The following is an 18534-nucleotide window of genomic DNA, read 5'->3' as shown; positions in this document are numbered from 1 at the left end:
CTCCTAACGAAGAATGTACTGTGATTATCACATAGTACAGACAGTGTTAGAAGGTGGGTTGTATTTGGCGCTTACGTATATACATCTCTTCACTTGGAGAATAGTATCGGAATCTGTTGTAATATAATCCGATTTCCATGTCTTCATACTGCCCTTGATAACGGAATGGAATGAAGTCTTTCTCACCTGTAAATTCATTCACTTTACCGTAGATATCAAGCTCAGCTGACCAAACCCTATTTCCTTGTTCATCATAGGCTTCAACAGGCGTCCCCAAGTAATCACTAATAATACTGTAATTACCTTCGCTTGTAATTTTAGCAGAAGGAATAAATGTATCTGAATCAAATACCCAAGTTATAAGACTTCTGTCAACGTTTTCAGCGCCATGAGATATAGTGTTATAAGATACATTCGAAGCACCATCTTCACAAGAATATCTTTCTACCCACTCATGTAGAATTGTATTCCCATCCCACACAAATTGAGTAGATTTAGAATTATACTGCTTCTCTATTCGTCTACCTAGCGAGTCATACTTGAAAATAACTTCTGTGTTATCTGGTTTGATGACCTTCGACATCATGCCATTGCCGTTATATTCGTACTTCCACGTATCACCGTTCTTCTCAACTTTCTGAATCAGATTTCCTTCCTCATCATAAGAAAATGTTGCCTCTCTTGTTTCAAGCAATCTGCTTCCGGCGCCATAGATACGATCTGTCTTTTCTTTTGTTTCATACAAATTCCCGACATCATCGACACTACGGTGTAAGAAATCAAATTGACCGCCTTGATTGGACCAAACGAGGTTACTAAACTCATCATAACCATAGGTAACTTTTACACCGGTTAACTCGTTTACCATACTTCGTAAGCGATGATTGACGTCCCAATTATATACGCGTCTTCGTGTATCTCGGTTTTGACTTCTTATTCGATGGTGTGTCGGTCTACCCGTCGTATCATACTGCCATTTGCTGATGACATCCCCTGGTAAGATTCTTTCAATCTCTTGTCCCAGTTCATTGTACTGCATTGATGCTGTCCAACGTTCTTGCTCTGAGCGAGAGGCTGTGATTTGTGATACATCTCCCATTTCATTACGAGCGACATCGATTTTTGCACCTATGCTACTTGTAATCTGTGAACGGTTGCTCAATTCATCATAGCTATATATAGTCACACGACCATCTTCATCTTCTTCTTGCAGTAATTCAAAGTCCTTATTATATTCATAGCAGACTTCTCTACCATCTGGATGCGCAAAATCTGTACAGAGCTTAACTTCGTTAAAAAAATCCGTCTTTTACCATTGTTTGAATATCACAATAGTGAAGAGGCGGATTTTTACTATATTAATGTTTACAAGTATTTTTCGAAAAGCACAGAGCACATCAAATGTGTCTTTCATCTATTGTTAGAATGATACTACTTGTTTCTCATCCTTATGGGTGTAAAAAACGCTAACTAATAGTTTTTATGAATCTATAAACTGAGTAAAACAGATAATGAAACATAATAAGCAATCCCCCCTACTAAAGGATTTATTGCTCACTATAACTTGATAAAATCAGATCAAATCGATTTTTTTAAATACAGATACCGTTTTCACATTTTTAAAGGAAGTGATCCAAAATTTAGGTTTTTCGATAACGATTAGCGTTATTGCGAAATGATATTTTGTCAAGGTAAAGCTGTCCACTCCAGTTTCTCTACTTAACTTAATTTCTCACTGTTTCAAATAAATACATTACTGTGTGTCATCATTAAGTAATACAGCGTTCTCGAACCCTCTCTAATAATAGTATTCCGTTATAAATCAGTATCAAAAACACCAATATATGTAAGTTTGTTGTACAGTTTATTTTCATCAGATATTACTAACTCTGGATCCATATAATAAAACATTGAATTAATATTTTCAAAACCTTTTTCTATACAGGTATTCTGTATTTCAATTTCTATTTCTGTTGAAACTGATAACTCTCCCAAGAATTCTTTTATATTGCTCAACTCTTCAGTTCTAAAAACTCCTATCAAATCCTCATCATACCACCTTTCATCAATATCTTTACAAAATTGGCATACATTATAATCAGGGTCATCTATATCTCTATCTGGATCACTATAATCTAACTCAAAGTATTTTTCAAAAACATTTGTATCATCATGGTTAATACCAGCCCATATATGAACTTTAGACATGTCCATTTTATTACAACCTACTTTCAGAAATTATTTTTTCTTTTATCAACCTTTTTTACAACTTACACGCATATGTTTTTTATGGAAAGAACCTATGATCTTTCTGGCTTCCTTTTTTGTAGTCGTATCTTTAAGAGCTTTGCTTAATTGGCTTCAACCGGCGTTCCAAGGTGGTCGGCAATAATTGAATAATTGCCTTGATTGGTTAGTTTGGCACTTGGCGCAAATGTTCCTTCATCAAATACCCACTTCTTATTTATATCTATATAGTGATTGGGCGAATAACCAAACAATCGTTAACATCTAGCTATACTAAGTTCGCATTTGTGGTACTACATGATCCAATGATATTCATTGATTACATTCTTGATTTTCACGTAGCTGTTCCGACCTCCTTGAACTTCAATCCATTAATTCTGTTTTTTTCAATAAAATCTTTAAAGTTTTGTGTACAAAAATAAAAACAATTAATTTTAGTGTCTCTAAATAAAGTTTCTTTTTCTATTTTTTCTAAATTAAAACTGATGTTTTCACCTCGTAACATTGCAAGAGATTCTTGCATATCTAATCCATCAAAATTAATTGCTGTCACCACATTAGTTACATTTATATATATAAATTCTTCTATAACGCCTTTGATTTTTATCGGGAAGGTTTCTATATTGCCAGAAAATTTTTCAATAAAAAGCTTTTCAAATTTCTTTTTTACTATAAATGTAGCTCCATAACAACGGGAATCAAAATCTAACAATTTTCCTCTATTAAGTTTACCTTCTGAGATGCCAAAAACCTCTTCGTTCCAATCTAGAGTAATCTTCTGTCCAGTAAAAGATGCAAAAAGATTAACATCTTCTTTCTCATTCAAAAAAGTTAACTCTTTAAAATCATGGTCGTTTCCAAATCTATATACTTTCATTAACCATACCTCCCTTCACCAAATTTTAACATTAAATAATAGATCATTCCTTATATTTTCTAGTTCAGCAAGCACTGCTTCTCTCGCTTTTGCTCCACCAAAACGTTCAGCAGCCTCCAACCTATCAGCAACATTTTCAAAATATTCATGGGTATGAATTTCTCTATGGTAAGCACCCGGTTGTATACTATTTGGATCTGAATGTTTCAAATAACCCCCATTATCTGCACCGTTGATATCAATCTTGTTTCTTCTTAGAATTTCTCTAGCTCTTTCAGCATGTACGTATGAATGATCTCCGGCAACAATATGATGAGCTGCTGAATTTTTATACTTATGCCAAGCACGTTTCATGTATCCTTTATTCTTTTTTAACTCACAATTAGCTTTGTTCATATTCTTTTTTAACTCTTTTGTACAAGAAAGACCGAAAATATCTATTGAGTTATTTGTATCTTGTACATATCCATACAAGACCAAACCACCATTAAGCCCAATTGGATCTTTTTGCGTATACATTCCCTCAATTGGTGAGTAATATCTAAATCTGTTGTAGTAAAGACCGGTTTCCTCATCCGCGTATTGCCCTTGATATCGGAATGGTATAAAATCCTTGTCACTGGTAAACTCATTTATCTGACCATAAATATCTAACTCACTTGACCAAATCTTTTTACCGTTAGCATCATACGCTTCAGCTAGTGTACCTAGATAATTACTAATAATACTATAAATCCCTTTACTTGTAATTTTAGCAGAAGGAATAAATGTACCTTCCTTGAAAATCCAAGTTATAAGACTTTCATCCATGTTATCTGTGTTTGAAGATGCATTTAAATTACTAGATTCACAAGGATAGCTACTTTCAACCCACTCATGTAGAATTATATTTCCATACCACACAAGGTAACTTTTACACCAGTTAACTCGTTGACCATGCTTCGTAAGCGATGAATGACGTCCCAATTATACAAGCGTCTTCGTGTATCGCGGTTTTGACTATTTATTCGATGGTGTGTCGGTCTACCCGTTATATCATATTGCCATTTGCTGATGACATCCCCTGGTAAGATTCTCTCAATCTCTTGACCGAGTTAATTGTACTGCATGGATACTGTCCAATTTTCTTGCTCTGAGCGAGAAGCTGTGATTTGCGACACATTGCCCGAGACCAAGACGCAATTGAATCGGTTTAAAGAAACTAGTAGGGTCGATTCAAACCGTGGTCTAAAAGGTGTAACGTTATTTAGCGTTTTTTTCCTTTAGAAAAGGCGATTCATTTGTGAAAATCACAAAATAACTTTAAAATCCCTATTTCTGATTAAGAAATAGGGGCGCTTTTTGTTATGCTTAAATAAAGAAAAAAAGGGCAATGAACCCTAATTAATGAATTCATTGCCACTTCTAAGTTTATTTACATAAATTGAACATCTAGTGATTTTTTCAAGTATAGATACCCTCTCATTTTTTTGCATTTAAAACATTTTAATATTCTTCGTCCCATATATTTGATTTCCAACTGTTGCTATCGGTATGAAATTTTCGGACATATGATTTCTATACACGAAATCTCCTCATTATAGTTCAATAGTTACTTTTTTTCATCTGTCAACTTCATGGGGAGAATACCAGATAATCAAAAACCAAAGTGCTTTTTGTAAACATCCTTTATTATTATTTCCTCTGTAATAGCTTTAAAATCTATTGATTTGTGATAACTACTGCTATCGGCATTATACTTCTGTTCTTCAAATGGTGCGGGAAAGGGAATACTATTGATATAAGTATAGTTTAATCCCTTTTTCAACTCATCCATTTTCTCCTTAGTTACTTTTTTTGAAAAACTAGCCACTAAAAAAGAACCGAACATATCATAGACTATATCTGCATAATCTGATGGAGGTATTATCGCAGATATTTTCTTAGAAACAACTCTAATAGAAACTTCCTTTACCCCATTAATTATTTTAGGTTTTGTATCTGGTCGAAATTTATTTTCTTCTGTATTAAACGGAGTTTCATAAAAAAATTTATGTAACTCTGAGTCGAATACTACAAAACTAAGTGTGAAACTATAATCAATTTTATCATCCTTCAAAAGTTTATTGGGAATGAGAATGTTTTCTCTTATATAATCGAAAACATTCTCACTAATTTTATACGATACCCTTGGTCTAGCGAGTAGTTCATTCGGCTCAAGGCTAAAAAGCCTACTAATTTTATATGTCATATTTTTTCCTTTCTGTAAATAGGGGTTACTCACTCATATTTTTGAGCACGGAGTATTGTTTTTCATTTTTAGCTTCTTTAAATCGTTCACACCATTCAGATAATCATCAACAGGACCAAGGTATTTATGTCCTAAATTTCCAGCAGGAACTTTTCCATGCTTATCTAAATATGCTGTGATTTTATCAGTTTCTAATCTACGCATTTCTGCAGTTGTTATATTTTTAAAATGTTCTTGACTAAATTTTACATCATCGAAATTGGAATATGCTTTTCTTAATTGGCTTGCTAAACGAGTTGATGTACCTTTAGGGATTACATGTGTAGTACCGTTTGGTGATACTACTTTAATTGGGTTTTTAGTTACCCGATTTTGATTTTCATTTCCATATTTGAATGTTTTTCCGTTTATATCTATTTGATATATAGCACTGTTAGCTGTGTTAGTAAGTGAATTCCCATGCAAACCTAGTACATCTATCCAGCTATTTGTATCTTTCACATAGCTGTAAAGAGCCATACCGCCAGCCAAGCCAATCGGGTCTATTTGCATATAAATCCCCATTTGCGGTGAATAATACCTAAATCTATTATAATATAATCCTGTTTCTATATCTTCAAATTGTCCTTGAAACCTGAACGGAATAAAATCCTTTTCTCCTGTAAACTCTTTAACTCTACCATAAATATCAAGCTCTGCTGACCAGACTTTGTCTCCAACTTCGTTGTAAGCTTCAACAGGAGTACCTAGGTAATCTGTGATGATACTAAAGTTACCTTCATTTGTAATTTTAGCTGATGGTATGAACCCATCATTAAATACCCATGTGACCAGATTATCTGGAATTTCGAATTTGCTTTGTGAAGAACTCTCAACTAGGTTCTCTAGTTTACCTGAATTATTCTGTAAAGAATACTCATGCAGAATCGTATTACCATCCCAGACAAATCTCGTTGTTTTTTCATCGGAACGCTTTTCTATTCGTCTGCCTAGTGAGTCGTATTTAAAAGTAACTTCTTTTAAAACTGATTGGTTCTGTGAATAGCATACAACTTTCGACATCATACCATTGCCATTATATTCGTACTTCCACGTATCACCGTTCTTCTCAACTTTCTGAGCGAGATTACCCTCTTCATCATAAGAGAATGTTGCCTCTTTTGTTTCAAGCAATCTGCTTCCGGCGCCATAAACACGATCTGTCTTTTCTTTCGTTTCATACAAATTCCCGACATCATCGACACTGCGGTGTAAGAAGTCAAATTGACCGCCTTGATTAGACCAAACGAGGTTACTGAATTCATCGTAACCATAGGTAACTTTTACACCTGTTAACTCGTTTACCATGCTTCGTAAGCGATGATTGACGTCCCAATTATACACGCGTCTTCGTGTGTCACGATTTTGACTACTTATGCGGTGATGTGTCGGTCTACCCGTTGCATCATACTGCCATTTGTTGATGACATCTCCTGATTAGATTTTTCCTACCGACAGTAAAATAAATAGACTCTTAATAGATGCTTTTCCATCATTTTATTTGGTTTTCAGTTTTTCGTGTTTTGAAAACCCCTATAAAAATGGAACTAAAATTCATTATCGATTCTTGTTGTATATACATACTTTCCATATTGAGTTATTAGTTAATTAATAAAGTATCAAAAGAAAAGGGCAATAGACCCTAATTAATGGATTTATTGCCACTTCTAAATTAATTTATCCAAATTGAACTTTAAATCATTAGAGGAACATAAAGACTGTTACAAGTATAGGCATCCTACATTTTTTGTCTTAACATTTTTAATCTCATAGCTTTATTTAACTAACTACTTAATATGACTCATGTTAGTATTTATTTGATTACTTCTTTCCAAAAGTCTATACTTTCTGAGTCAAATGTTTTTATTATTATATCTAAAAACTCAGTTTGGGTGTTTTGAGTTCTATGAAAATATGCCGTTCCTAACGCTTGAATTAGTTTCGTAAAAGACTCAGCTATTTTTATTTTATTATTAAATGGTGTCTCTGAACCAAAAACGTAAATATTCCCACTATTTACATCCATAATAAATGTAAAGTAATCCCCTGTTGCTATACATATAAATCGATTGGAAAAATTTGTTATATCTTCATTAGACAAATGTTCATGGAAGCTTATTAACTTTTCTAGATAATTAGTTTCACTCCCAAAATGTACCCCTAAAATACTAAAATCACCAAAATCGTAGTTTAAAATTAAATTAACAAAATCATCAGGGAAATTCATCCCAAATCTTCGCTCTACTTGCTCTACATTTTTTTTCATCTCAACTTGCTTCTTAAGTCTTAATCCTGAAACAATCGACTCTATAGGAATAAAATCCCTATCTAAAATCGTTGTTATTTCATCAATATTTAATAACGTATTATTCATAATACTTCACATCCTTTATTTACAGTGCCATACTCCACCAGAACCAACGTGTGTTTCCGCTGGTACCGGTATTACATATCTCCCGAAATCAACATGGTGATGGATTAACACATCCTTGTTATAACCTGCGTGTTCTGGAAAATGCTTAATCCAAACGTCATCTATTGTAGGTGATTTCTTTAATTTTGAATAGTTATCCACTAAAAATTGATTTCTTGTACTTAATGTCTGTGGATTCAACTTTGCCCATTGTTCCCAGAATTGTTGTGTATTTCTAATGCCCCCATTACTTGTTGTTTTTCCACTTGAAAATGTTAGTGAATCAATTGAGAATTTAGGATCTGGTCTACCTGGAACGTTTAAATCAATTCTAGTTTGATACGGTGAGACATCTCCCTTAAATGTAATACTTTTTAATCCAAAAGGATCTAACAAAATGTTTGTATTACCGACATACCCATACAATGTCGGATTATTTCCTGCAAGACCAATTGGATCTTGTTGCGTATACATACATTCCATAGGTGAGTAATATCTGAATCGGTTGTAGTACAGTCCTGTTTCTACATCCTCATATTGCCCTTGATATCTAAATGGTATGAATTCTTTCTTGCTTGTGAATTCTTTAATTCTACCATAAATATCAAGTTCGCAAGACCAAACCTGATTTCCTTCTTCGTCATACGCTTTCACTGGAGTACCTAGATAGTCACTGATAATACTAAAATTACCTTCGCTTGTGATTTTAGCGGATGGAATAAAAGTGTTGTCTTGGAACACCCATGTTATCAAGTTTTTATCTACGTTTGATAAGACTTCTAAACTAGTCTCCCACTCATGTAGAATAGTATTCCCATCCCACACGAAACTTGTTGTTTTCTCGTCTGAGCTCTTCTCTATCCGTCTACCCAGCGAATCATACTTGAAAGTAACTTTTGTGTTGTCTGGTTTGACGACCTTCGACATCATCCCATTTCCGTTATATTCGTACTTCCACGTATCACCATTCTTCTCAACTTTCTGAACGAGATTCCCTTCATCATCATAAGAAAATGTTGCTTCTCTCGTTTCAAGCAATCTACTTCCAGCACCATAAACACGATCTGTCTTTTCTTTCGTTTCATACAAATTCCCAACATCATCAACACTACGGTGTAAGAAGTCGAATTGACCGCCTTGATTGGACCAAACTAGGTTACTAAATTCATCGTAACCATAGGAAACTTTTACGCCTGTTAACTCATTTACCATGCTTCGTAAGCGATGATTGACGTCCCAATTATACACGCGTCTTCGTGTATCGCGGTTTTGACTATTTATTCGATGGTGTGTCGGTCTACCTGTTACGTCATACTGCCATTTGCTAATGACATCCCCTGGTAAGATTCTTTCAATTTCCTGTCCAAGTTCATTGTACTGCATTGACGCTATCCAATTTTCTTGCTCTGAGCGAGAAGCCGTGATTTGTGACACATTCCCCATTTCATTACGAGCGACATCGATTTTTGCACCTAAGCTACTCGTAATTTGTGAACGGTTGCCTAATTCATCGTAGCTACTTGCAATCCAATGGTCATTCTGCCACTCCTTGATCACTTGTCCAGATAAATCTCGCTCGAACTTTATAGTCACATGCTCATTTTCAGTCTCAATTAACGAACCATTTTTGTCATAGCCAAACGTTTCCCAGGTGTCATCATAATAATCAGCCCGAATGACATTCCCTATACCATCATGCTGGTACGCTGTCCAACGATCACCTGGACGTTGAATTCTCTGAACCAATCCTGCCAGACTTCGCTCATACGTTCTTTCCATCTCATCAAAGCCAATTTCCTTGATGATATTCCCTTTCGCATCGCGTTCAAACTGATACGCTTCGCCTTTTTCATTGATGACAGCGGTTAACTGCTCTTCTGTATCATAGGTGAATTTAACTTTCTTTCCACCTTGTTCTCGGGATATTAAACTGCCAAGAATGGTGTAATCAAAGATTGCTTGCGTATGGTTATCTTTCGCAAAAATGACATCATCATAGGCATTGTACTTTAATTGAACGTCATTACCATCTGAAAGATTTGCACGTACAAGACGATTTAAGTTATCATAACGGAATTTCTCCGTGGCCCCTAGCGGATTTATCGTTGTTGTACAGTTACCACGACGGTCATATTCCCACGTTGAACTCGTCCCGTCTGGCAAGGTTACTTGACTTAGGTTCAGATCAGCATCATAAGCTAAGCTTACCATATGGCCTCGGGCATTTGTTACCGTTTTAATTAAATATTGTTCATTATAGGAAAATTCAGTCTTTGTTCCATTTTCTAAAATATTTGCCTGTAATGTACTATCTTCATTATAAATCCACTGACGACTTCCACCCTCTGCGTTAACTACCTGAATTAACCTATCCTTCTCATCGTACTTTGACGATAATGTACTACCATCTGCAAGAGTAATCGTCACTGGATTTGCCCACTCATCATAGCTATAAGCCGTCACACGACCATCTTCATCTACTTCTTGCAGTAATTCAAAGTCTCCATTATATTCATAGCTGACTTCACTACCATCTGGATAAACAATTTTCGTACAGAGATTATCTTCGTTGAAATAATAATAACTCTTATGGCCTAAGCTATTCGTAATCTCATTATAGCCGTCATGATATGAAAGCTCCCCTGCAAGGACATTGCCATCTCCCCATGTTTTGATGACTCGTGCACCTGTAGTTGGGCCATCATAGCGCCAGAAGAAGCTATTTTTATTGCGATCCGTTTTTTGCATCATTAAGTGATTAACATATTTAATATGTGTGCTTTGCCCTAACGCATCTTGGATTTCAATTAAATCTTGTTGATCATTGTAATCATAGCGAACTAAAACTTCACGACTCATATGGTTCCGTAAGGCGACTTCTGTCATTCTGCCTACCTCATTGGTTGTAACTTCAAGCACTCTTCCAACACTGTCGGTTACTTGAGATAGGAACCCTTTAAGGTTATACGCAAATTGAATATGATGCTCTTGTTCATTTTTCACTTCTTTTAATCGGTATTTTGTTTCTGTTGTTTGTTCAAATACATAAATCAATCGTGTATCATGCTCAAACAAATGATACTCCTCGCCTGTATTTGTTAAAGTCATTCTTTCTCGTTTGTTAAAATACGGCAAGTTTATTGGTAAAATTGGAAATCCAACTGCGCGACCATCCGTCACAACAATCCCAATCAGGTCTTCTTCTTCAAAAATCTCTAAGGCTAGATCGTATGTAAAGTGCATACCATGACCTGACAAACCAATGCGACTACTATCACTGTACCAAGCGCGTTCCCATGAAAGGGGGATAGGTCCAGGTAGTTCAAAATCGACACCTTCATAAATCATACGCCCTGTAATTAAATCAACGGGCTCAAATCCTCTTTTACAGAATTTTTTACTTAACCCTTGTGTACAATTAAATTTCTTTAATACCCCATGATTAAATTTCGTTAGTCCAGCTTTGGCCATAGCTTTCATTCCGTCTACTGCCTTCGACACAGCGAGCAATTCATCCATCGACGAAATGACTTTATCTGCGGCCGTCTTCACGGCCTTAGATCCTTTGTTAGCTAGTTCCGCTAGTCCCTTTACTGCATCTAACGTTTTAGATACTTTCGGATAAGCTGCCTTCATCCCTTTTGCTACTGCTTTTGATGCATCCATTACCTTATCCGCAGCTTTTACAATTTTTGACGCTTTATTGGCCTTGTAGGCTACCTTTGCGGCATCACCAATTACTGGGACTGCACCTACTATGTTCATGGCTGCCCCCATGTAATCTCCTCTTGCTAAGCTAATTCCTGCATTCGCAATATCTGCAAATGTACCGATGACAGGAATAAATCCAGCGATATCCAGCGCTGTACTTACGCCATCTAATAAACTACTAAACCAGCCTTTCTTCTCTTTTTTCTCTTCTGCCTTTTGCGGGAAAATTAAGTCAACTTTCGTCGTAGCTTCGATCGCTTCTTCATTTAATTTCGGTGGCTGGCTTTGCTTCTCTATACCTTCTTGATCAATGAGCGTACTAATTAATTGTGTGTCAGCAGCCATAATCACATGACTTTGCTCCTTCGCTGATATCGCAATCCATTCTTCCGCCTCTACGGCTAGCTCTTTCATTCCACTTATTTCGAGTGTTTCATCCGCCGCTAGCATGATGGTACTGTTACTTTGAAATGTTACGCCATCTCCATCATCCATCTTTAAGTCCAAGACACCATCTACTGCACTAAAGGTAATATCACCAACGCCTAATGTCACATCTTTCCCAACATTGGTTGCCAATGATTTTACGGTAGTGTCCGCCATTTTCTTCGTCTGCTTTTGCCCGCCCTCTGGTGTGGCTGGATTCACACGCACCGAGCTGATAACGATGGCTTCTTCTTCAACTGCACTCGGAAAATGCAATTGGGCACGTGCACCTATTTGAGGCATTAAATACATAACGCCATTGGCATCTGCTGAATAGGCAAACCAATGTGCTTTTGCTTGGTCCTGGCTTTTATCTATATCTAAATGAATTTTAACGGTGTTTTGTGTAACATCAATGATCTTTCCTGTAAACGCTGCACCAATGAGATCTAAATTACGTACTAATCGCTGACGAATACTTTTCTCTGGTTGGGCAGTATATTGAAACTTCAACACACCGCCATCAAGGTGGGTTTCCCTAGCCGTTACGACATAGGAACTTCCCTTGAATTGCACCAACGTGCCCAGCTCATGGGGCTCCGTGCTTTCAAACTCGCAAAAAGTATAATCGGCTTCACTCACATCCGTCCCATCGTTTTCAGTAATCAACCGATACGCATCGACGTCCATCCGTACTATAGAAGGCAGATGGTCGATCGTTATGCTTTTTCTACTTTGAGGTGTACCAAGCCAAAATCGAGCACCTTTTCCTTTTAAATCAGGAAAAACAACGGCGTGCAAACGGGAGGCCATTCTTTTAATAAATTCCCAATCTGTTTCTAAGTATTGAATCGCAATACTACCAATGGCTTGACCGTTAGAAGCTTGGTCGATGTAATCCCCATTAGGATAGGCTTTCACGATGTTATTTATTAATTGCACATACGTCATATTGGCATCTTGAAAAGAACGTGAGCGCTTTGCAATATCCATATTTGCTGTAAATGATACAGCCTCAACGGAGACATAGTGCACTCCTTGTGATGCCTGCAATTCCGCATTTTCAATTCTTCCTGAGAACAATATGGCACTGTCTTGTCCAAATTTCACAACAACTTCATCTGTATGATTGACCCGCTGAATATACTTTTGCGCTTGCTCTTCAGCGATCATTCCCGTAAAGTACAACCTCGCATGGTCATTGCCCTTATGTTTAATAGTTAGTTTATCTAAATGAATAAGTGGATAAGGCCATTCGAGCACAAGATCCTCATACGTACTAATCATGTGTACTTCATTTTCTTCTAGCGATTTCATTACTTACCTCCTTTCCATCAACCTCGTCTTTTAAAAACCTTGTTTCGGTATTTCTATTTCCTCTTGCCCGTCATGAATAATTTCGATTTTGCCTCCACCTGCTGAGCATTGGGTGTGGCAGCGGCTTAATAACGCTTGCTTTCCCTCGATATTGACATTTTCCATTCCTTCCATCCAATCAATGGAACATGTTGGTGTACATGGCTTTTGCAACTGTAAACAAACACCAAAGGTTGGGATGTTGTCAGGGTTTCGATCCCCTACATTCATGACGGCTTTCTCTTTAATATAAACACCATGATCTTGCGGCAAATTTAAATAATTGAGATGGCTACCAAACTCACAGGAAATGATTGCTCCATGTACTACATAACTAAATTGCTCCTGTTCCGAACCTTCTGTTTCCAAACTTTCTACAACTTGAGCCATTGGATATCCTTCCTTTCGTATCGATTGAACACTGTTTCAAACTATGACAGTGTTTTGGAATGATTTGTTAGAATGATCTATTGTCTTTGTAGTTTCACTCGCTGCAAATGAATCCCGATATATGGTCGGCGTAGCATACTTTCTGCCACGTCTAAATTAACGATGGTGAACGATTCCTTTTTGCCGTCGACTTGAAAAATACAATCCAGTTCCACTTTCTTCGGGTCAATTACGAGCTCCTTTATTTGTCCGTCTGGATAATAAGCCGTCTCATCGGAAATACAATTCTTCTTTACAATGTCCATAAGCCAATGCACACGCTGTGTTCCTTTCTTCACATCCGTAAAGACAATGGCTGTAAATTCTAAGTTATCCTCATATTTCACCAACAACCCTTTTAAATCATCAGACACGATTCTTCGAGGCTTCTCTAAATAATCGAGAAATACTCCATTCTCTTTTTCTATTACTTCCCCGAATACAGATGAACAGACAAAGTTATCATCGAGGTCTGTCTTGAAAGGAATAATTGGATTTGTAATACTTTGATCTTGCCGAACAATAAAACACTCCATCTTTTCCTCCTGTAACTATCATTTCTATTGATTTCAACGTTAATGAATCCAATGAATGTCTTTTATCTGGTCTGGGCTAAATAGACATTTCTCTTGATCGCGTTTAAAGAAGGTAGCTCCTTTTAAATTGGCACCTGTAAAATTGGCGCCTGCAATTTGCGCAAACTCAAATTTTGCATTTTCCAAATTCGCATGACTGAAATCAGTGCCTAAGTAACACGCAACTTCGTCATCGGGAAGCATTAGCGTTTTTCCCTGTGCATGCGTAAAATTAGCACCTGCTAAATTGGCATTTCGAAAATCTGCATCTTGAATGGCTGCATAGGAAAAATCAACATTCGCTAAGCTGCAATCTACAAAACTAGTCCCGACGCAAACACTTTGTTTCATGGAAGCCCCTTCTAAGTCACTGCCATTGAAATTCGCATAAGAAAAGTCCATTTCGTTGAAGTGTTTTTGCTGTAATGGTAGGCTTGAGAAATTTTCAAACGTATATGATTTATCCATCTCATTTTTCCCTAACCACGAGAGGAGATTTTGTTCCACCCGTTCCCGTTCGTCGAACATCGCAACATCTTCACTAAATCCTTTATATTCCCCGACACGAAATCGTAAATACGCTGCTCGTTGGAAATCTATTTCGGGTACGCTTTCTTGTTGATAGCGGAAGAGATAGCGCACCAATTGAATAATATACTGATGAAACAGAATTACAGTCTGTTGAATAATTCCTCGAACGTCAGCTGCTTGGATAGCGAGATATGGTTTTCTTTCTTTTTCAAGCGTTTTGTGTAAATCTATAATCGCCTCGCTGAGCCATTCCGCTTCATACTGTGCCGTGCATTCGCCCCAGTCGTAGTACCACTTTTCTCCATACGCTTCTAGCAAATACGTACACTTGTTATCTAGTAATGATGTTCGTAGCAATGAAAAATGAATAAAGGCAACTGGCGCTAGCTTACCTTGCTCTTGCTGATCTCTAATATATGCAAACAGCTGTTCAAGCGAGTGAATGATTGGTTTTAGTAAGACTTCCTTCTCTTGGCGAAACTGTCGATCAACCTTCTCTTGTAATCGGCTGATATGAACTGACACGCATTCATCCATAAAATGCTGTAATGCTTCTTCTCGTTTCATGCGTTCACATCCTCACTAATTTGCTCGTACTTCAGTTCCTTTAATCTCCATTTTGTCTTCCATCTTGATTGAACTGTCTTTACAAGTCATCTCTATTTTCTCGGTCGCATTAATCATAATTTGCTTCGCATTGATGGCGACTTTATCTGTTGCTTGTAAGGTAATATTTTTATCACTTATGATGGAGATCCCATTATCATCCATAAGCGAAATCATTAATCCACCACCAGATATGACAATCCGATCGGGTGCAAGTAGAATTTGTTTACCGTGCTTCGTTCTGAGTGTTTTGACATCTGGATCAGCCATCCGCGCTGGATCTTGGCGACTATCCTCTGGTGGTGCAGGTCTTGATCCGCCGCCTCCTCCACCTCCGCCACTGGCACTTCCACCGCCGCCTGGACTAGGCGGATTCGTGGCTGCTAACATCGAACCAGATTGTGGTGGTGCTTTTGATACGGAACTAATCGCAATCCCTTCATCCTCACGATTGCCTGGGAAATAGATTCTAACGTTGTCAGATAACTCCGGCATGAAGTACCATCCTGTATTATCTTCTGATGCATAGATCGTAGAATACGGAAACCAATACGCTGTATCTTTATCTTGACCCTCGTCGAAATCGACATGAATACGAATTTTATCCCCCGCAACATCAATTACTTTCCCTTGAATGGAGGCGCCAATAATAGCTTGATTATAAGTAGTGTGGACACTGAAGCCGTTCTGAGGTGTTAACGTATAAATATGCTTGAACAAGCCATCTTTTAAAGTTGAGTAGATTTTATAGACATACAATTTTTTTGATTGGAATGTCACTTCATTGCCTATTTTGAATGGTTGGAACGATTCTACTTCATAGTACATGTAGTCACTATCAGTAATACCGTCGAGATGATTTTTACTGGACACAAGGAAATTGCCAATCGCCTTTTTAACTCGATAATTGATGGCCTCCATTTTCTGCGTGCCCCCAGCTTGAAACGGTACGCCGAAGTAAAACTTGGCAGCTGAGTGAACCGTATCTGGCACTAGGCCTGTATGAAATCGCGATGCCATTCGTTTAAGAAACTCCCAATCTGTCTCTATATATTGCATCGTGAAACGACCAATGCTAGCGCCTTTAGTGACATGATCCATGAAATCTGCACCTTTTTGATCGGCAATACACGCATCTATTAATTCACCATAGGGCATACTCGCATTTTGATAAGTTTGATTTTTCTTCTTCACATCTAACACATACGAATGCGAAACTGCTTTAACCTCCAAATAATAGGTACCCAAAACCGATTTCACCTGTACATCTAACGCCAGCCCATTAAAAATTGGAATAGTTTGTCCACCACTGCCGATTTGCAATACTTCAATAGCCGTTTCAGCATCGGTCATATATACATAGGAATCTTCGAGTTCATCTGGAATCACGCCCGTTAAATGCAAAGTAGCATGCTCATTCATTTGTTGCGTAATTTCGATTTGATTGACGCGAATATTATAGGGCATCACGATGATATCTTTATACGTCAAGGCTGTTTCCTTACTCATTCGACAACACCTTCCCCATCTAATAATTTGTTTTCAACCAAGATAGATTCCATCATGCCGTAAGCAATGGGTTTCCAAATATCCATCTCTTTTTTCAAACAATTAACCGAGCCCATCGTCACATTCTCGCCTACCCTAAATAAGAACATTAAATTATAAATCTTGTTATCTAGTGCTGGCGTAATGAAATCAAAGTAACCGATTGGTAGATCGTTAACTTCATTCATGCCCATATCCAACATTTTTGCAGTTGGCTGCGTCTTTTGAAGGATGTTCCTCATGGCCTCTGTGAAGTCTTCTAATTCCTCTGCTTTTATCTGTTGTTCCATGATTTTCAGCGTGACATTGATGGACGTACTTTCGCTTGTGTAAATATAATCGGGTCTGCGAGTTGAGGGATATTTAATATCCATTAATTCAGGCTCCATCACGTCAAATGTTGCAGGCATGCACATTCTGATTTGATCCTCATAAAAACTTATTTCTTTAAACTCAATCGTTTCATCTTCAATCATGAGCTGACCATCTTTAATCGCTTTCACAATATCAGTATGTAATAATTGGTTTTCGATGTTCTCCATTCGTTTCTTCTGTCTTGCATGTTTCGTCATCTCAATAACTTCTTCATCCATAAAATTCATTTTTTTCGCTCCTTTGTTTACATTCTTATTCGTTTCATCTCATGACCTTGTATTTTTTCGCTTTCCTATTAAATAACACCGATTATCTAGGTCATTTTGTTATTAATTTAATTTTTTTCAGTAATATTCCAGTAATAAATACATATATGGCAATATAGCCATTAATTGTCTATTTTCATCATTAAATATGCTAATAAACCCCAGATAAAAAGTCAACATCCATAAGTTCTATTATTTGGAATAGACAAAAAAATAATCCTGAAGATCGGGAAAATTTGAAATTTAGTAGTTAGATATACTGTGTGAGAGAAGGCTAAAGTGGAACTTTAATCATTGGGGTATAGAAATGTAACTCGATCGAACGACGAATACATTCATGATGAGGAGAAACGATAAGTCGTAAACATGGTGGTGTAGCTAAGAAACTAGGAAAATCAAAGGAACAAATAGTGATAGGGATATCCTCTCTCAAATAGCAGGCAAGGTTCAGATTACCGCACAAGAATTGGACGGGGTGTAGGTCTCTACATCGACACCTCGTTTTGTTATGTACAGATTCTACAACGAACTATAAGAATTTTGCTAAAATGAAAGGTATACAACAATAAGCCATTAATGTACGACAAAGCAAATAAGTTAGAAAAGGAATTTACCCTATTCAATACGTCAATAGTTACCCAAGCGTGTAAAGGAATGGATGAATCGTTTCCAAAGTGTGGCTACACGTTACTTGGATAATTAGAATTGCATAAAAAAATGCCAAATCAAGAAAAAGCTAAATTAGTGCTTCTTCAAACGTGTCGTAAGGTCAATTTTTTGACAACTAACTCTTTTAGGAAAGCTGCATAATGATAGACAGGATGTTACTTACTCAAACTTCGCACCAATATAAATCGGCTTAATCATTGAGCTTGTTTGGTTCTTTACAATTTCAATAGGATTCT

Annotated in this window: 13 protein-coding genes and 2 pseudogenes; 1 reads left to right on the top strand and 14 read right to left on the bottom strand. The window is 37.0% G+C overall.

Annotated features, from left to right (window positions below; all coding sequences use genetic code 11):
- Positions 1 to 46 precede the first annotated feature (46 nt).
- The 14 genes and pseudogenes from AMS59_RS26785 to AMS59_RS23550 form a co-directional block, all read right to left on the bottom strand.
- Complete coding sequence (locus AMS59_RS26785; RefSeq protein WP_369814363.1) at positions 47 to 868, bottom strand: RHS repeat domain-containing protein; 822 nt, start codon at positions 866 to 868, stop codon at positions 47 to 49.
- 270 nt (positions 869 to 1138) lie between these two features.
- Positions 1139 to 1222: pseudogene (locus AMS59_RS27120) on the bottom strand (RHS repeat domain-containing protein); the annotation flags it as partial.
- Between the two features lie 593 nt (positions 1223 to 1815).
- Positions 1816 to 2214 carry an immunity 22 family protein gene (locus tag AMS59_RS23605; protein ID WP_053486148.1) on the bottom strand — a complete coding sequence of 133 codons (399 nt, stop codon included), beginning with the start codon at positions 2212 to 2214 and terminating at the stop codon, positions 1816 to 1818.
- 367 nt (positions 2215 to 2581) lie between these two features.
- Positions 2582 to 3124 (bottom strand): hypothetical protein, encoded by a 543-nt coding sequence (locus AMS59_RS23600; protein WP_053486147.1) that lies wholly within the window; start codon positions 3122 to 3124, stop codon positions 2582 to 2584.
- A gap of 15 nt (positions 3125 to 3139) precedes the next feature.
- Entirely contained in the window at positions 3140 to 4027 is an 888-nt protein-coding gene (locus AMS59_RS26820; protein WP_304438257.1) for an RHS repeat-associated core domain-containing protein, read from the bottom strand.
- Positions 4028 to 4760: 733 nt separating this feature from the next.
- Positions 4761 to 5354, bottom strand: coding sequence for a hypothetical protein (locus tag AMS59_RS23590; RefSeq protein ID WP_053486145.1), 594 nt, complete (start codon positions 5352 to 5354; stop codon positions 4761 to 4763).
- A 33-nt stretch (positions 5355 to 5387) separates the two neighbouring features.
- Positions 5388 to 6701 (bottom strand): RHS repeat domain-containing protein, encoded by a 1314-nt coding sequence (locus AMS59_RS26770; RefSeq protein ID WP_053486144.1) that lies wholly within the window; start codon positions 6699 to 6701, stop codon positions 5388 to 5390.
- Between the two features lie 505 nt (positions 6702 to 7206).
- Entirely contained in the window at positions 7207 to 7767 is a 561-nt protein-coding gene (locus tag AMS59_RS23580) for an SMI1/KNR4 family protein (protein WP_053486143.1), read from the bottom strand.
- A gap of 15 nt (positions 7768 to 7782) precedes the next feature.
- Positions 7783 to 13260 carry a DUF6531 domain-containing protein gene (locus AMS59_RS23575; protein WP_053486142.1) on the bottom strand — a complete coding sequence of 1826 codons (5478 nt, stop codon included), beginning with the start codon at positions 13258 to 13260 and terminating at the stop codon, positions 7783 to 7785.
- Positions 13261 to 13290: 30 nt separating this feature from the next.
- Entirely contained in the window at positions 13291 to 13689 is a 399-nt protein-coding gene (locus tag AMS59_RS23570) for a DUF4280 domain-containing protein (RefSeq protein ID WP_053486141.1), read from the bottom strand.
- 77 nt (positions 13690 to 13766) lie between these two features.
- A complete protein-coding gene (locus AMS59_RS23565; RefSeq protein WP_053486140.1) occupies positions 13767 to 14264 on the bottom strand; it encodes a hypothetical protein in 498 nt (165 codons plus the stop codon).
- Positions 14265 to 14303: 39 nt separating this feature from the next.
- Positions 14304 to 15401 carry a pentapeptide repeat-containing protein gene (locus AMS59_RS23560; RefSeq protein WP_053486139.1) on the bottom strand — a complete coding sequence of 366 codons (1098 nt, stop codon included), beginning with the start codon at positions 15399 to 15401 and terminating at the stop codon, positions 14304 to 14306.
- A 15-nt stretch (positions 15402 to 15416) separates the two neighbouring features.
- Entirely contained in the window at positions 15417 to 16949 is a 1533-nt protein-coding gene (locus tag AMS59_RS23555; RefSeq protein ID WP_053486138.1) for a phage baseplate assembly protein V, read from the bottom strand.
- Positions 16946 to 17590, bottom strand: coding sequence for a hypothetical protein (locus AMS59_RS23550; protein WP_053486137.1), 645 nt, complete (start codon positions 17588 to 17590; stop codon positions 16946 to 16948). Before AMS59_RS23550 ends, AMS59_RS23555 begins: the two co-directional genes overlap by 4 nt.
- 398 nt (positions 17591 to 17988) lie before the next feature.
- Here AMS59_RS23550 and AMS59_RS26535 point away from each other — a divergent pair.
- Positions 17989 to 18439: pseudogene (locus AMS59_RS26535) on the top strand (IS1595 family transposase); the annotation flags it as partial.
- Positions 18440 to 18534: the final 95 nt, after the last annotated feature.

The organism is Lysinibacillus sp. FJAT-14745, from assembly GCF_001275675.1.
In the GTDB taxonomy this organism is placed as follows: Bacteria; Bacillota; Bacilli; order Bacillales_A; family Planococcaceae; genus Lysinibacillus.
Note: the sequence above shows the minus strand (reverse complement) of the source record. Positions and strands in the feature narration are given on the sequence as shown.

Bases quoted from the DNA above. Each gene is read 5' to 3' on its own strand.
- AMS59_RS26785 (WP_369814363.1), bottom strand. From the start codon at position 868: ATGGTAAACGAGTTAACCGGTGTAAAAGTTACCTATGGTTATGATGAG.
- AMS59_RS23605 (WP_053486148.1), bottom strand. From the start codon at position 2,214: ATGGACATGTCTAAAGTTCATATATGGGCTGGTATTAACCATGATGAT.
- AMS59_RS23600 (WP_053486147.1), bottom strand. From the start codon at position 3,124: ATGAAAGTATATAGATTTGGAAACGACCATGATTTTAAAGAGTTAACT.
- AMS59_RS23590 (WP_053486145.1), bottom strand. From the start codon at position 5,354: ATGACATATAAAATTAGTAGGCTTTTTAGCCTTGAGCCGAATGAACTA.
- AMS59_RS26770 (WP_053486144.1), bottom strand. From the start codon at position 6,701: ATGGTAAACGAGTTAACAGGTGTAAAAGTTACCTATGGTTACGATGAA.
- AMS59_RS23580 (WP_053486143.1), bottom strand. From the start codon at position 7,767: ATGAATAATACGTTATTAAATATTGATGAAATAACAACGATTTTAGAT.
- AMS59_RS23575 (WP_053486142.1), bottom strand. From the start codon at position 13,260: ATGAAATCGCTAGAAGAAAATGAAGTACACATGATTAGTACGTATGAG.
- AMS59_RS23570 (WP_053486141.1), bottom strand. From the start codon at position 13,689: ATGGCTCAAGTTGTAGAAAGTTTGGAAACAGAAGGTTCGGAACAGGAG.
- AMS59_RS23565 (WP_053486140.1), bottom strand. From the start codon at position 14,264: ATGGAGTGTTTTATTGTTCGGCAAGATCAAAGTATTACAAATCCAATT.
- AMS59_RS23560 (WP_053486139.1), bottom strand. From the start codon at position 15,401: ATGAAACGAGAAGAAGCATTACAGCATTTTATGGATGAATGCGTGTCA.
- AMS59_RS23555 (WP_053486138.1), bottom strand. From the start codon at position 16,949: ATGAGTAAGGAAACAGCCTTGACGTATAAAGATATCATCGTGATGCCC.
- AMS59_RS23550 (WP_053486137.1), bottom strand. From the start codon at position 17,590: ATGAATTTTATGGATGAAGAAGTTATTGAGATGACGAAACATGCAAGA.